Here is a 16,417-nt window from a genome sequence, read left to right as displayed (position 1 = left end):
TTGGGATGTTTTTTATAAATGAAAACACAAGAAAAACTACCTTTTATTGTGGCGCAAATCGATTATGATCGTATAGTTTTTTCTCTGTGATATAATGCAAAATAAGATTCTTTGTCTGTTCTGCTGTCAAATCCTGATTGTATTTTTTTGCCACTACAACTCCCAGTCTGTTTTTTTCATCGTTTGACAGGTTTTCAAAATAAGAAAGTATGGTTTCTTTATTTTCCAATTCGTTAATATCAAAAACTGGAATTATTTCCTGCTCTGCAATTTCTTTCTTTCTATCCGAAACGTTTATTTTCTCAACTTTTTCAGCTTTATTTTCAGAGAAAGTTTTAGCTGGAGCATAATTAACCGCAACTTTAGGTTCTGGTTCAGAGGGTAAATCGGCAGGATTCATTTTAGAAACTTCTTTAAAAATATTTCCTAAAACTACAATCAAAACTATTTTTGGCAAAAACACAACGATATCGCTGTTTATGACTTTTACCATTTGAAGCGCCGAAACGATTGCATAAACTATAAACGAAAAACCTAAGATTTTAAAGTAATCTTTTAAAACAATATCAATTTTTCTAAGACGGTTTCCTAAAATAATATCAAGTACAATCAATACCACACTGGATAAAAGCAAAAGAATGGCACTCGAAATAGAACTTGTACTAAAGGAGAGCAGCGCATTAACATCGTTTGAAGAAAAATAAACTTTTAGAGACTTAAAAAAAATTACACCAACAGAATAAACTCCTATTCCTAAAAAAATGAAAGAAGCATTTATTAATGAATTTGCTTTATTGTATTGCAATGTTTTATTCAAAAGAACTTTAAGGGCTAACAAAAGTCCGATCCAAATTAGATTACTGAAAACAGAAAATCCGTTAGCTGTAAGACCATGAAGCCAAGTTTGGTCGACATAAATGAAATCTTTGTAAATTGAAAAAATTAGCATTAAAGCAGCATATACAAATGCTACTATTGCAGCGGTATTATAAATTTTAGGCAATCTTGCCTTTGAGGTAATGTTGTTCATAGAATGGTTAGTTTGTTAATTGGTGATTGGGTGGTTATGCAGTCAAAAATATAAAAATATAAGTACAAAATCACTTTAACATTTCAGGAATTTGAATGTGTTTATGATAAAAAATAAAAGCTGCAAAATCTGGCAGCTTTTTATATTTTCGACGTAGAAAATCTAACTTTTAAAAACCCAAATCACGCCACGATACATTCCATATTTTTTTCTTCCATAATCTGCATATCGATTATTTTTTGAGCAATAGTTCCTCTTTCAAATAAGCGAATGAATTTAAAAACAGCGCTTGCAAAATACCCAGGATTTGAAACCAATCTGGCGATTTCTGTTATTCTCTGGTCTCGTAATTTCGTACAGGCTTCTCTTTCGTTTTCTGGAACTGCAACAAATTCGTTGGCAAATTTCCATGCGCCGTTTCTTGCGGTTTCCATGCTAAAATCAATAAAGAAATTATCTACTTTACCTGTAAATTTTAATATCCACGTAAGTGTAGGCCAAATTTTGATTAAGCATTTTTCGACACCACCAACCAAATTGCTCAAAATGAAGTTTATCTTATCAAAATCGGCTTTTAAATCTTCGATATCTTCGACTGTACTGACTTCTGCCGAGGCAATTCCTAAATCGAGATTGATATGAGCGTTGATTCCGAGCAGTAAATGCTGTAAAACTATTGGCCAGAACTTTTCGGCTTGTTCAAAAGCAAATGCCCAGCATTCAGACGGTTTTTCCTTGGCTTGATACTGATAATATGCTTTCAAATACCGATTGGCAAAAATAACATCCAGCTTTTCCATTCGTTCACCATTCTGAAAAGAACCTGCCAGAATACCTTCTTTTACTCTTACCGTCACTTCGCGATACAGAATAGCAAATAGACCTAAATTGCTTTGGTCTATTTTTGACTTTTCTATTATTTGATCCAATAACAGAATTACTTCGTCTATAGTTTCAGCTTGTTTCATACTCATTCAGAATTGGTTATAACTAAATTGGGATGAACGAATTTAATTATTTTAAGCTTTCAATGAACGTCGTTTAGAGGTAATTCTCCTATTATTTCGCACTCTTATTATTTCAAAAAAAAATCCCAAAAGAAAACTCCTTTGGGATTATTACTGACTTTAAAACGAAAACGAACAATATTTATATTACTCTTCTACTTTCAAAATTTCTAATTTAAGATTTCCTTTTTTAGCAGGCCATTCAATAATATCGCCTTCTTTGTAACCCACCATTGCAATTCCTTCATCTGAAAGAACCGAAATTTTGTTTTTACTGACTTTCGCTTTTTCTGGACCAACAAGAAGAATTGTTCTTTCTTGGTTATTGATATGGTCTTTATAAGTAATTTTTCGATCTATTGAAACTACATCTTCTGGCAGATTTTTTCTCAATACTTGTGTGGCGTGTTTTAACTGACCTAATAAAAGCTCTTCTTCTTGTACAGTTACTTTTTTTCTTCTTACGTGATCTTTAATTAAATCGTAGGTTCCTGTTGTTAAAATAATATGTTGCGACATGACTTTCTTGTTTGCTCCATTATTTCTAAGATATGACACAACTCTACAGTGAACAGCACGCAAAGCGACTATTCAACGATATCATATCCTGAATAAATGAGATTAAATAATAAAATTAAAATGGTAAAATATCCCCTGCCTAGAGTTGTGACAGGGCAAAAGAAATAAACTCTTTTGAGCTTTTCAAGAAAGTATCGTCATGCAAATACAGCAATGTGCACATTAAGCACATTAAACAGCTGTTTATTAAATAAAAATTTGCAGTGATCATTATGATGTTAATTGTAATCTGTTAGCAAGATAAGCTTATTTTCTGACAATAAAAAAATTATAAATTTATCAATACGGTTTTACGTAAGGATTTTGATTCTAAACCATTTATTTTTGAAAAAACTCTTAAAACTATCCGAAAAACAAAACCAATGAAACTAATACTTACGGCATTACTTTTAATTATAAAATTAAACTTATTTGCACAGTCTAATCAGTTTGCAGGAGATTACACTCGTTCTCTTTCTACAGAAAAACATAAAATTGAATATAAACTTACTTTAAGTCAAGATGGAACATTTGAGTTTCATTCGTATTCCAATATGCAAGGCGGAAATCCAGAGGAAGGCAACTTGTATGGAAAAGGAAAATGGAGTGCAAAAGACAATCTGATTACTTTTTCGTCTGATAAAAAAACAGACTTAGATGAAAAATATACTTTAGATTTTAGCCATTCTACAGCAAGATTTGTCACTAAAAATGCAAGGGACAAAAGTGATAAAGTAGTGAAGACAAAACTTCAATTTTTAGAATCGGAAATCTTCTGGATGAGAAGAATTGATATTTTTAAAGTGTAAATAGCTTAACGGTTCTGAAATTATCCAAATCTGTTTTTAAATCATCTAAAATAAATTATAGAAAAGAGAATTTAAACTCATGAAAAAATTCGTTTTTGCAGTTTTAACCTCTATTACATTAACTTCTTGTTTTGGTTTTCATGATTACGAAATTGAGACCATCGTAGACGACTACGAGGTTCTTTGGATTGATATACATCAATCAAGGTCTTTGAAAAAAGTAGAAATATTAGTTCCTGCTTTTGTTTTTGCCACAGGATACAATTCTAAATATATTTATTCAAAACAGCATCCACTTTTAAAGAATTCCAAAGACAAAATAAATTTAAACATAACGCACTATTATATTATTGAAAGAACAAAAAGCATTTTTCAGGACAAACCCATATTTGGCCCTTTCAATAAAATGGAGTTTGAAAAAAAATGCAAGGAACTTGCCATCAAAAAACCAGAATTTAATTTAACTTTTACAACTGAATTTTGATTGAGCATTATCTCTTTCAACTACCATCATCAACTCATGACAAAAAAAATAATATTATTAATTTCAATTTTAATCTATAGTTGCAATAAAGCAGACTTAAACGACAAAGATAAAAGAAATGAAAACTGGGTTTATTGGGTTGACTCCAAAACTGGTGAAGCATCTTGGGTTCCTGTTAGTGATCAAACTACAGTTAAAAATGGAAAATATATTTCTTTTTATGCCAAAGGAACAATTTACGAAAAAGGAAAATTGAAAAATGGTAAAAATATCGATACGATTTATTGGTATGATCTAAATGAAAAATTAATTCATTATTCGCTAACTAAATCTGATACTTTCACACAATATTATATAAACAATGGACCTTATATCTCCTATTTCCAAAATGGAAAAGTTTTTGAAAAAGCAATCGTAAAAAATCATAAAATTAAAGATCAATGGACAAGATATTATAAAAATGGTAATATCGAATGGTCTAATAATCTTAACGATGGAACAGGAAAAAAAATATGGTATTTTGAAAATGGCCAATTGTCTCATTCAACGGATTATGTTAAGAACAAAATAGATGGTAAAAATGAGAGTTGGCATAAAAACGGACAAAGAAAAGAGGTGTCTAACTGGAATAATGGAATGCAAAATGGCTTATACGAATCATTTTATGAAAATGGCAAACTCGAGACACGTACTAATTGGCGTAATGATAAAACAGAGGGCACTAGTGAAATATGGTACGATAATGGTCAGAAAAAAGGTGTCCAATTTTATAAATCTGGACTTACTGATGGAAATTACAAACTATGGCACTCTAATGGTAAATTAAGAGCTGACATGAATTTTTCTATGGGCAAAAAAAATGGAAAAGCAGTTAAATATCACGAAAATGGAAACCTTCAAGCCGAAGGGTTCTATAAAAATGATCTTGAGAATGGTACTTTTAAATGGTATGATGAGAAAGGCAAACTTATAAAAAAAACAGATTATGTTAATGGCGAAATAATTGACAAATGATCATTTACTATTTATAGCGAATCATAAAAATAAAAAACTTGTTAAAGCCAAGCTAAAGCCTTTGCTCCTTATAAACTTTGCCCCTTTCCCATAAAATCGTTACTTTCGCTCTTCAATAAGAAAAGGAAAAAATGAAGGTCTGTATTGCTGAGAAACCAAGTGTAGCACGTGAAATCGCATCTGTTTTGGGCGCTAATACCAAACATGACGGATATTATGAAGGCAATGGCTACGCTGTGACTTATACTTTCGGGCATTTATGCACCTTAAAAGAACCCAACGATTATAAACCGCATTGGAAAAGTTGGGATTTGAATAATCTACCTATGCTTCCTGAAAAATTTGAAACCAAAGTCGTTCAGAATTCGGGAATTCAGAAACAGTTTAAAATTATTAAAAGCCTTTTTGAGAAAGCCGAAGTGGTTATCAACTGCGGGGATGCTGGACAAGAAGGAGAACTGATTCAGCGCTGGGTAATGAATGAAGCGCATTATAAAGGCGAAATTCAGCGTTTATGGATTTCGTCACTTACAACAGAAGCAATCAAAGAAGGTTTTGAAAACTTAAAACCATCAGCCAATTACGATAATTTATACTACGCCGGGTTTTCTAGAGCTATTGGCGATTGGTTATTAGGAATGAATGCCACACGTTTGTATACCGTAAAACATGGTGGTTACAAACAGGTTTTATCTATTGGGCGCGTACAGACGCCAACGCTGGCAATGGTTGTGGATCGTTTTAGAGAAATCGAAAACTTTAAACCTCAGCCTTATTGGGAATTGCAGACTTTATATAGAGAAACACTTTTTAGTTATGAAGAAGGCCGTTTTCTAAACCAAGAAGATGGACAAATTATAGCAGCGAAAGTTAAAGAAAGTGATTTCGAAATTGTTTCTGTAGATAAAAAGAACGGAAACGAATATGCGCCAAAGCTTTTTGATTTAACTGGTTTACAGGTTTATTGCAACCAGAAATTTGGATTTTCGGCAGAGGAAACGTTGAAAATTGCACAGACTTTATACGAACAGAAAGTAATTACATATCCCAGAGTAGATACGACTTTTTTACCGAATGACATTTATCCGAAAGTGTCTGGGATTTTGCAGAAATTGACGAATTATGCAGCGTTGACCCAGCCTGTTTTGGAGAAAAAAATCAAAAAATCGCCAAAGGTTTTCAACGATAAAAAAGTAACCGATCACCATGCGATTATTCCAACGGGAGTTCAAAACAATCTGCCGTTCAATCAACAGCAGGTTTACGATATTATTACAAGACGTTTTATTGCCGTTTTTTACGATGATTGTCTCGTTGCCAATACAACCGTAATCGGAAAAGCTGCCGATGTGACTTTTAAAGCAACTGGAAAAGAAATCCTAAAAAAAGGTTTTCGTGTTGTTTTTGAAGATCCGAATGCGAAAGAAAAAGAACCCGATTTATTGCCGAGCTTTACTGTGGGCGAAAAAGGGCCGCATGAACCATCTTTTCTTCAAAAAGAAACCAAACCGCCTAATCAGTTTACCGAAGCGACTTTACTTCGCGCCATGGAAACCGCAGGAAAACAGGTTGACGACGAAGATTTACGTGAATTGATGAAAGAAAACGGAATCGGACGTCCGTCAACTAGAGCGAATATTATTGAAACGCTTTTCAAACGTCAGTATATTGTTCGAAATAAAAAACAGGTTTTACCAACTTTAACGGGAATTCAATTGATCGATACGATTCAGAACGAATTGGTAAAATCGGCAGAACTTACTGGAACTTGGGAAAAACAACTGAAAGATATTGAAAAAGGAACTTTCACCGCTGCTGCGTTTATCAGAAACATGAAGCATATGGTGGAAGCTTTGGTTTATGAAGTTCGAAGCGAAACCAAACATGCCAATATTTCACATGCTGCAACGATTCAGAAACCTGTTGTAAAAGCAGAAAAAGAGAAAAAGAAAGCGGCCGGAATTTCGGCAGAAACATGTCCGAAATGTCAAAAAGGAAATATACTAAAAGGAAAATCGGCTTTTGGTTGCAGCGAATACAAATCGGGCTGTGATTTTGTGTTGCCTTTTGTTTTTCACGATAAAAAAATTACGGAAAGTCAGTATTTAAGATTGGTTCAGAAAGGTTCTACAGTAAATATAAAAGGCTTTAAAACCGATTCTGGAGCTATTGAGGGTTTAATTCGTTTTGAAGAGAATTACAAACTGAAATTAGAGCCAAAGAAAACGGATAAAAAAGCCGAAACAAAAGAAAGTTCAGATGCTTTGATGTGTCCGAAATGCAAAAAAGGAACGATCCTAAAAGGCAAAACAGCTTATGGCTGCGCTGAATACAAATCAGGCTGTGATTTTAAAGTGACTTTTGATGAAGTTCGTGAAAAACTAAAAGATCAAAAACCAACTAAGGAATTGGTTTATTCTATTTTGAGCGCTAGCGTTTGATTTTTTTGCCACAGATTAAAAGGATTCACACAGATTTTTTCTGCCACGACTCGACCGAAGGGACAGACGTAGTAATTACACGAATTTCCACAAAATTTTTCTCGCAGATTTAGCAGATTTGACAGATTTTTATAATGCAGAGTACAAAATTAAATCTGCTGAATCTGCTAAATCTGCGTGAGACAAAATCATTTTAATCATTTTAATCTGTGGCCAAAAATAATTTTACTCTTCAATAATAATTCGAAAAATTCACAGAAAACTTTCCATTCCGTTTATCAAGAAAAATTCGTGAATTCGTGGCTAAAAAAAAATTCATACTTTAGTAGCATATTACCAAACCAAAAATCTCATAAATATGTTTCAGAAAATTACTCTTTTAGCTCTTGTACTAGCCGCAGTTTCCTGCCAGAAAAAAGAAACGGTTGAAAAAGATAAAATCAAAAAAGCCGACTGGTTAATCGGGAATTGGGAAAATAAAACTCAAGATGGAGTTTTATCTGAAAATTGGCAAAAACTAAACGACAGTACTTTTAGCGCTTCTTCTTATTTTATTAAAGGAAAAGACACTTTGCATTTTGAAACTATTGTTTTGGCTCAACTAGGCGAAACACTAACTTACAAAGCAACTGTAAAAGGACAAAATGATGACAAACCGGTTTTCTTCCCTTCTACTTCTGAATCAGATAAACAATTGATTTTTGAAAATCCGAAACACGATTACCCTCAAAAAATCACTTATACAAAAAGTGCAAACAATACTTTGACAGCAGAGATTTCTGGGAATCTGAACGGAAAACCGAGTTCTGAAAAGTTTGTGATGACAAAGAAATAATTGCTTTTTTGAATGTGGTTTATTGTACTTGTTTTTTCTTTTTTGGGGCTTCTTATTCTAGTGAATAGTGTCCTATATTTAAAGTATTCGTTTATTCCAAAATCTTTTATACCTCTTGAAAGCAAAATAATTCGCTTCGAAGAAAGGATAAGATGGCGAGATGCTACAGGAAGTTCAAGCAATCCAGAAGTATCAGAAACGTATTATACGCCAATTATAGAATATACTTTTAATAATGAGAAGCATACATACCAGGGGCAGATTCCAATAAGGTTTGCAACTTATAATTTCGATCGCAAAATAGTATTATACATTAATCCCAAAAAACCTTCTGATGTCAGACATAAAATTAAATACCATTGGGAGTGAACTATGGAATGGTTATAGTAAATACAATGAAACCCGAGCTTTTTTAATCGATTTAATTCAAAGTGGCATTACTTCTTTTATTTTTAAATATAATCGAATAGAACAATCAATGAACACCACTTTCGATTTTAGGTTTTATTACATAGAAAATCAAGTCGAAAAAGAGCTATTTTACATTAATTGCAGGTATACTAGAAAGACTTTAATTTCTTTCTTGCAAATCCTTAATCATATCAATGAAAACTATAACATTAATTTAGTGAATGAATTCGCTAATGATGGTTATTTTTATGATGACAAGAAGCTAGAAATTGTGCGATATATATACCCATAATTTTCAAAGAAAAAAGAACTAAATGTAAAACCTCAAAACCTTAGTACCTAAAAATTATTCATTCTCCCCGATCTTATTCACCATAAAAATCATCAGAATACCTAGAAGCGCCATAATCAGAAATGCCCATTTCATGCTTAGATATTCAGAAATAAAACCAACCATTGGCGGAACTAATAAAAATCCGAGGTAACCAATTGTTGATATGGAAGTTAAGGCAGAACCGCTGCTTAATTTTGAAGATCTTCCGGCAATGCTAAACACTAAAGGAACCACGCAAGAAACTCCAAATCCGATTAAAACATAGCCAAAAATTGTTGGATATGCATACGGCAAGACAAAGCAAAGACCGAAACCAGCCGTTATTAAGATTCCGCTATAAAGCAGGATTTTTTTAGTTCCAAATTTAGTTACGCCATAATCGCCAAAAATACGTCCTAAAGTTACAGCCGAAGCAAAAAATACAAATGCGGCGCTGGTTAATTTTGGAGAAGCTTTTAGTATATTTTCGAAATAAATTCCGCTCCAATCGTACATTGTGTTTTCACAAGCCATAGAAACAAAACAAATCAGCGAAAATTTTACCAGATTTTTTTCTGGCATTGAGAAGAACTTCTTTTTAACTGGAACAGGTTCGTTGTGAATACTCATCGGATAAAAACAAGCCGTTAGTGCCAGCATAAAAATACTTACTCCCAATAAGTGATGCGATGGCGCAATTTTCTGTGTTACCATTACATAGCCTAATCCCGCTCCCGAAAAAACGGCAATACTCCAAACTGCATGAAAACGCGTAATAATCGATTTTGGATATAATTTCTGCACTTCAAGAGATTGTGCATTTATAGATAAATTAAAAATATTACGAGAAGCTCCAAAGAACAAAAGTATAATAACCAACTGCCAAACAAATGCCGCTAAACCTGGCAGTGACAAAGCAACATTGAACATAACCGCTCCCAGTAACATGATATAACGGCTGCTGTATTTGTTTAACAGTTTTCCTGTAAAAGGCATTGTCAACATTAAACCGATTGGAAAAGCAAATAAAACGGCTCCAAATTCGGCTTCAGATAATTTTAATTGGGCTTGTATATGTGGGATTCTCGAAACCCAAGAAGAATAACCAAAACCAGAAAGAAAGAAAAAAACTGTATTGGCAATACGATATCCTCGAGGCGTATTTTGAATCTTTTTAAAGAATGGTAAAATCATGAAATCGTTTTTCAGACTGCAAAATTAAGCCTTTTTAAAGTTTATCTCACTACAAGTTCTAATAAGAATTTTGATTAATCACTATAAAATCAACATTTAACAATTTCGACACTAAATGAGAAAAAAATAAAATTGTTAAAACTATTTTAATTTTTACATTTGCATTGTTTTTATTTATTCTAAATAAAATTAATAATTATAAACCAATTTAAAATAATAATGAATTACCTCCATTTGAAAACTACGCGTTTTCTATTTTCAGTCAGTCTACTATTTTCGTTTTTATCTGCCTTTGCACAAAACCACGGAAAAATTAAAGGAACAATCACAACATCTGATGGCGATGCCGCTGCCGGTGTCAATATTATTCTTAAAAATACGAAATACGGCACCGTTTCTAATGACGACGGCGGTTTTGAATTTAACAGAGTAAAACCCAGCACTTACATTATACAAGTATCTCTATCGGGCTATGAAACGCTTGAAAGAGAAATAATTGTCACTGAATATGAAACCATTACCACTAATTTACAATTAAAGGTTTCTAATAAAGAATTGAATGAAGTGGTCGTAAATGGCAAGAAAAGCAATTTATCAAAAAAGACCGATTATGTTGCTAGAATGCCGTTAAAGAATCTTGAAAATCCACAGGTTTACAATGTTATTCACAAAGAACTATTACAAGAGCAAATTGCGGTAGACATAAGAAGCGCAGTGCAAAATGCTACTGGTGCGATATCAAAAATATATCCGTCTGGTGGACTTGAAATTAGTTTTAGAGGATTCAGTACAGGTGTAAACGCACGAAACGGAATGGAAACTCTTTCTGGACGAAGCTCAATCTCAATTGATAATGCCGAGCGAATTGAGGTGCTAAAAGGTCCTTCTGGAACTTTGTTTGGTTCTTCTGTTTCTTCATTTGGAGGAGTTGTCAACCTAGTTACCAAAAAGCCTTTTGAAACTAGCAAAACAGAGATATCTTATACTGGAGGAAGCTTTGGACTGCAGCGCGTTGCGGTAGATTTTAATATGCCTTTGACTCAGAATAAAAAAGTTTTGTTTAGAATGAACGCTTCGGCCAATACAGAAAACAGCTTCTTAAATTATGGTTTTAATAAAACTGTCTTATTTGCACCAAGCATTATTTATAAAGCGACCAACAGATTAACGCTGAGTTTAGACACAGAGATTTTCAACACCAATAACACACGCCCTACTTACGGACGTTCTTATGCTGCAGGACTTACCAACCCAACAGATTTAAAAGTAGATTACAGAACGAGTTTATTTGCAGATGATCTTGATGCTAAAACAACTTCTCCTAAAATATTTGCTCAAGCAGAATATAAAATTTCTGACAACTGGAAATCTACAACACTATTCTCATTGGTAGACGAACGCGTAGATCATAGTTACCAATACTATACTTCATGGAAATCGCCAACAGAAGTTCAAAGAATGGTATCGCGTTTTGGGCCAATTCATAATAATTTCACCAATTTTCAAGAAAATATTAATGGTGCATTTTCTACAGGAAGCATAAAACATAAACTTTTAGCGGGCGTTAATTACAGATTTACAAAAGGCACATTTAAATATGCCACAACGCAAGTTTTAGATGTAATTGATGTAACGACAGCTTTCGAACCAATTCGAAAAAGCGATGTAGATCCGAAATTGAAAGAAATGCAATTTGGTGTTCCAAATGAGCAGACTTTTAGTGTTTATGCTTCAGATGTCGTTAGTTTTACAGATCGCTTATCGGCAATGTTAAGCCTTCGTCTAGACAACTTTGTTCAGAAAAAATTGGAAGATACAGATGGATACAACCAAACTGCTTTGTCTCCAAAATTAGGTTTAGTTTATGAACTGGTTAAAGAACAGGTTTCTTTATTTGGAAATTATATGAATGGTTTTCAAAATGCTGGACCTGTAAATCAGCCAGACGGATCAATATTAATCTTAAAGCCAATTTATGCCAATCAATATGAAGGTGGTGTGAAAGTAGAAGGATTTAATAAAAAATTAAGCACAACAATTAGCTACTACAACATTACAATTGATAATGCTACAAGAACAAATCCTGATGGATATAATATTCAGGACGGAAAACAAGTAAGTAAAGGAATTGATTTTGAATTTATTGCCAATCCGATAAACGGTTTAAACTTGACAGCTGGTTATGCTTATAATGACAATCGTATCGTTAAATCGTCTGATGCCTCAATTGAAGGCAACAAGGCTAGCGGCGCACCAGAAAATATTGTCAATTTTTGGGTTTCGTATAAATTTCAAAACACACTAAAAAATTTAGGATTTGGCTTTGGAGGAAACTATGTAGACAAACAGTATAAATTTGAAGATGAAAGTTTTTATGCTCCTTCTTATTCAATTTACAGTGCAACTGTATTTTACGACAGACCAGTATGGAGACTTGGCGTTAAATTCAACAACCTGACAAACACAAAGTATTGGGATTCTTATGGAATGGCTCAAGCTCCTGCAAACTTATTAGTAAACCTAACAGTAAGACTTTAGTTTTCCTAATCAAATATTTTCTAAAACCTCGAAATCTATACAATGTGAAATGCATTTCGAGGTTTTTTTATATTTTATTTTTATTTATTCTAAATAAGGCTTATGTTTGTGAAAAATATAATTCTATAATTTAAACTTGATCTTATGAAATCAAATACTTTAAAAACACTGAGCTTTTTATTTTTAATGCTTTTTGCTGCACCACAGCTTTTTGCTCATGCCCTTTGGATAGAAACTAAAGCAACGGGAACAAAAGGAAAAGCTCAAGAAATTTCTGTTTATTTTGGAGAATTCTCTGATAACGATATTACAAAAGCAGATAAATGGTTTTCTGATTTAAAGGATTTTTCTTTAGTTGTAATTTCTCCATCCAAAAAAGAGGTTAAATTAACTTCTAAAGCTTTAGATAATAAATATCAAGCTTTCTTTACTCCAGACGAAGACGGCGTTTACACGATCGTAATGCATCATACTGTAAAAGATGTTTATGGCACTATGAAATTAGATTACAATTCTAGCGCAACTGTTGTTGTTGGAAACAAAGCCACAGGAAACAATATTGCTTCTAACACAAACAAGATTGCTGTTTTCTCAGAAAATGCAGATGTTGCAAAAAAAGACACTAAAATCACTGGAGTTGCTTCTTATGAAGGAGCTATCGCAAAAGAAACTAAAATTAAAGTAATTGCTCCAAACGGATGGGAAAAAGAATTATGGACAAACGATAAAGGAGAGTTCTCTTTTACACCAATCTGGTCTGGAAATTATATGGTAGAATATGCTCACACAGATAAATCTTCTGGTGAACATAATGGAAAAAAATATGATGAAATCTGGAAAATGGCAACGTATCAAATTGCTGTAAAATAATTTCAGTTAATCTCATTCTTAGATTTTAATTTCAATTTAAAATCCTTGCTCCTTAGCAAGGATTTTTTGTTACTATTTATACTAAATTAAAATAACATTAGAAAATCATTAAGCAAATCTTAAGAAAAGAATAAGTAAGTTTTAATAAAGAAAATCGCTTCATAATTTCCTGTTAAAGACTTTGTCTATTTATATTTGCACTTGATAATTTTTATTGAATCTAAATAAATACCATGAAATATAATTTACTATTTGCATTAGGATTATTAAGTTTTGGCTCTTACGCTCAAGATTACTCAAGTAACGAGACTACTTCTTCAGTTAATGATACTGTAAAAAATAAAAAAGGAGAAATTCTTAACGAGGTTGTGGTTACCAAAACAAAAGAACCAAAACCTGTAACAGCAGTTCGTTCTGGATTAAAACCAATGGACAATCCACAAGCGATACAAGTTATCGGTTCTGAAGTAATCGAACAACAGCAAGCCATCAGATTGAGTGAAGTTCTTAAAAATGCCAACGGTGTTTATGTTGGTTCTTCTCGCGGTGGGGCTCAGGAATCATTCTTTTCTAGAGGTTACGATTTATCTGCTAATAATATGTTCAAAAATGGATTCCGATACAATGCAGGATCAATTCCTGATGTTTCTGGTTTAGATAAAGTAGAGTTTCTAAAAGGGGGTTCTGCCCTGTTATTTGGAAATGTGGCTCCAGGAGGAATTGTAAACTTAGTAACCAAAACTCCTCAATTTAAAAGCGGTGGCGAGGTATCAATGCAAATAGGAAGCTTTTCTTATTACAAACCTGCTTTTGATTTTTATGGAGGTTTGACTAAATCGATCGCATTTAGACTTAATGGTTCTTACGAGAATTCAGAAAGCTTTAGAGATGTTGTAAAAAACGAGCGTTTATACATTAATCCATCGTTGCTTTTTGTAATTAGCCCTAAAACACAAATTACATTACAAGGAGATTATTTATCTGCAGATTGGACTCCTGACTTTGGAACAGGAATTATTGGAACACAAATTCTTGATTTACCTCGTCAGACTTTCTACGGAGCGCTTTGGTCTAATGGTACAACTAAATCTTCTAGTGCTTCTGTATTATTAAATCACGATTTTAACAAAAACTGGAAATTAAACTTTAATTCTTCTTTCCAAAATTATGATAGAGCTTCAAAATCTACAGCACAATTATCATCTGTAAAAGATAATGGAGACTGGACAAGACCTTTAGTTCAAAACGACAACTCAGAACAAATCTTAGGAGACCAGTTAAGCCTTCAAGGAAACTTTAATACAGGATCTGTAAGACATCAAATTTTTACTGGTGCAGACTGGGAAAACTCATTTGCAACAGCTTATACTTTTGCATTTGATCCTGCAAATTATGACACTATCAATCTTTTCAATTTTGATCCGTCAACACAAAGAAATGATATTCCAAATGCAAGAGCAACTCAAATTGCAAAAACAGAAACGAATCGTTTTGGTGTTTATTTCCAAGATTTGATTTCAATTACTGAAAAATTCAAAGTATTGGCAGGTGTACGTTGGTCATGGCAGGAAGCTCAGGTTACAACTTACAAAGAAACTTATGCTAATAAAGTACAAACAGTAAGCCCAGAAAATGCTGTTCCAACAGTTGGTGCTAAAAAATTAGACAATGCATTTTCTCCAAAATTTGGATTAATATACCAGCCGAGAAAAGATGTTTCTATATTTGGTAGCTACTCTACTTCATTTACTCCAAACACAGGAACTACAGCGGATTTAAAACCAATTGAGCCATCTATTATTGACCAATATGAAGCTGGTATTAAAACCGACTTCTTACAAGGATTATTAAGCACAAATGTTACTGTTTATCAAATCGTAAACAGCAATCTAGCTCAAACAGCTGAATTTAAAGCTGACGGAAGTTTAAACTCAGATACAAACATTAAAGTTTTAAGTGGTGAAACTAAAAGTAAAGGTATCGAAATTGATGTTACTGCAAGACCAATTGAAGGCTTAAACATTATCGCTGGTTACAGCTATAACGATATGCGCTATACTAAAACATCTGGTTTAAACGGAAGTTTTATCGAAGGTGACCGTTTAGTTAGAACTCCAGCAAACACTGCAAACTTAAGCTTCTTTTATACTGTACAAGACGGTTTCTTTAAAGGAGTATCTTTAGGGGCAGTAGGAAATTACATCGGTGATCGTTTAGGTGGATGGAACGATCAATACAGTACAGACCTTGTTAAATACCCTGATGGTATCTACCACAGAGAAATTCCAATTGATGGTTATACAACTATTGATGTTTCAGCTGGATATACATGGAGAAAATTCTCTATTCTTTGCAAACTATCAAACATTACAAACGAATTAAACTATACTGTTCACGAAAATTATAGTGTGAACCCAATCGCTCCTCGTCAGGTTATGACAAGTCTGCGTTACAAGTTCTAAAATATTGAATTAGATGTTTTTTTGATTTATCCCAAGATTTTCAGTTTCACTCGAAAATCTTGGGATTTTTATTTTAAGCTCAATACTAATTCAATTAACACTATTTTTGCTTAAAATTATCATACTTAAAACCAAATTCAAGAATGTCGGATTCTACAAAAAACCAATTACAAAAAAGTTTAGGCCTTAGTTTTAATATTGCCGTTTTAATTGGCGGAACAATTGGTGTTGGAATTTTAAGAACGCCTGGAACTATTGCAGAAATGTTGAATAATTATTGGCTTATTCTTGCTTCTTGGCTCTTTGGGGGGGCGTATGTTTTATTAGGAGCAAATTCGTATTCAGAATTGGCTACAATGCTGCCAAAATCAGGTGGATCGTACAATTATATTAAAAGAGCTTTGGGCGAATATGCCGGTTTTCTTTCTGGCGACAAGTTTTAAAAACCTGT

14 protein-coding genes are annotated in these 16,417 nt (G+C 33.0%); 10 read left to right on the top strand and 4 right to left on the bottom strand.

Features of this window, described 5'->3' with window-relative positions; translation table 11 throughout:
* Positions 1 to 43: 43 nt before the first annotated feature.
* The 3 genes from OZP10_RS16295 to OZP10_RS16285 all read right to left on the bottom strand — a co-directional run bounded on the left by OZP10_RS16295 (position 44) and on the right by OZP10_RS16285 (position 2,556).
* Entirely contained in the window at positions 44 to 1,030 is a 987-nt protein-coding gene (locus OZP10_RS16295) for a hypothetical protein (protein ID WP_281631827.1), read from the bottom strand.
* Positions 1,031 to 1,212: 182 nt separating this feature from the next.
* Positions 1,213 to 1,998, bottom strand: coding sequence for a DUF5995 family protein (locus OZP10_RS16290; protein WP_281631826.1), 786 nt, complete (start codon positions 1,996 to 1,998; stop codon positions 1,213 to 1,215).
* A gap of 186 nt (positions 1,999 to 2,184) precedes the next feature.
* A complete protein-coding gene (locus OZP10_RS16285) occupies positions 2,185 to 2,556 on the bottom strand; it encodes a GreA/GreB family elongation factor (protein ID WP_281631825.1) in 372 nt (123 codons plus the stop codon).
* A 422-nt stretch (positions 2,557 to 2,978) separates the two neighbouring features.
* Between OZP10_RS16285 and OZP10_RS16280 the strand changes: the two genes are divergently transcribed.
* The 6 genes from OZP10_RS16280 (at position 2,979) to OZP10_RS16255 (ending at position 8,547) form a co-directional block, all read left to right on the top strand.
* Positions 2,979 to 3,404: a copper resistance protein NlpE N-terminal domain-containing protein gene (locus OZP10_RS16280; protein WP_281631824.1), complete on the top strand. Its 426-nt coding sequence runs from the start codon at positions 2,979 to 2,981 to the stop codon at positions 3,402 to 3,404.
* Positions 3,405 to 3,483: 79 nt separating this feature from the next.
* Positions 3,484 to 3,888, top strand: a complete 405-nt coding sequence (locus OZP10_RS16275; protein WP_281631823.1) for a DUF3997 domain-containing protein — start codon at positions 3,484 to 3,486, stop codon at positions 3,886 to 3,888.
* A 36-nt stretch (positions 3,889 to 3,924) separates the two neighbouring features.
* On the top strand, positions 3,925 to 4,902 hold the full coding sequence (locus tag OZP10_RS16270) for a toxin-antitoxin system YwqK family antitoxin (RefSeq protein WP_281631822.1): 978 nt from the start codon (positions 3,925 to 3,927) through the stop codon (positions 4,900 to 4,902).
* A 131-nt stretch (positions 4,903 to 5,033) separates the two neighbouring features.
* Positions 5,034 to 7,343: a type IA DNA topoisomerase gene (locus tag OZP10_RS16265; protein WP_281631821.1), complete on the top strand. Its 2,310-nt coding sequence runs from the start codon at positions 5,034 to 5,036 to the stop codon at positions 7,341 to 7,343.
* A gap of 358 nt (positions 7,344 to 7,701) precedes the next feature.
* Positions 7,702 to 8,178 carry a DUF6265 family protein gene (locus OZP10_RS16260; protein WP_281631820.1) on the top strand — a complete coding sequence of 159 codons (477 nt, stop codon included), beginning with the start codon at positions 7,702 to 7,704 and terminating at the stop codon, positions 8,176 to 8,178.
* Positions 8,179 to 8,238: 60 nt separating this feature from the next.
* The gene (locus OZP10_RS16255; protein ID WP_281631819.1) at positions 8,239 to 8,547 is read left to right on the top strand and encodes a hypothetical protein; all 309 of its coding nucleotides are present in this window, start codon (positions 8,239 to 8,241) and stop codon (positions 8,545 to 8,547) included.
* A gap of 388 nt (positions 8,548 to 8,935) precedes the next feature.
* On the opposite strand, the gene OZP10_RS16250 is transcribed toward OZP10_RS16255, so the two are convergent.
* Entirely contained in the window at positions 8,936 to 10,096 is a 1,161-nt protein-coding gene (locus tag OZP10_RS16250) for an MFS transporter (protein WP_281631818.1), read from the bottom strand.
* Positions 10,097 to 10,315: 219 nt separating this feature from the next.
* Here OZP10_RS16250 and OZP10_RS16245 point away from each other — a divergent pair, with 219 nt between their 5' ends.
* The 4 genes from OZP10_RS16245 (at position 10,316) to OZP10_RS16230 (ending at position 16,409) form a co-directional block, all read left to right on the top strand.
* Entirely contained in the window at positions 10,316 to 12,634 is a 2,319-nt protein-coding gene (locus OZP10_RS16245) for a TonB-dependent receptor (protein ID WP_281631817.1), read from the top strand.
* 144 nt (positions 12,635 to 12,778) lie between these two features.
* On the top strand, positions 12,779 to 13,504 hold the full coding sequence (locus tag OZP10_RS16240; RefSeq protein WP_281631816.1) for a DUF4198 domain-containing protein: 726 nt from the start codon (positions 12,779 to 12,781) through the stop codon (positions 13,502 to 13,504).
* 233 nt (positions 13,505 to 13,737) lie between these two features.
* A complete protein-coding gene (locus OZP10_RS16235; protein ID WP_281631815.1) occupies positions 13,738 to 15,966 on the top strand; it encodes a TonB-dependent siderophore receptor in 2,229 nt (742 codons plus the stop codon).
* A 143-nt stretch (positions 15,967 to 16,109) separates the two neighbouring features.
* Positions 16,110 to 16,409: an amino acid permease gene (locus OZP10_RS16230; RefSeq protein ID WP_281631814.1), complete on the top strand. Its 300-nt coding sequence runs from the start codon at positions 16,110 to 16,112 to the stop codon at positions 16,407 to 16,409.
* Positions 16,410 to 16,417: the final 8 nt, after the last annotated feature.

Origin of the sequence: Flavobacterium luteolum, assembly GCF_027111275.1 — a bacterium.
Lineage (GTDB): Bacteria > Bacteroidota > Bacteroidia > Flavobacteriales > Flavobacteriaceae > Flavobacterium > Flavobacterium luteolum.
Note: the sequence above shows the minus strand (reverse complement) of the source record. Positions and strands in the feature narration are given on the sequence as shown.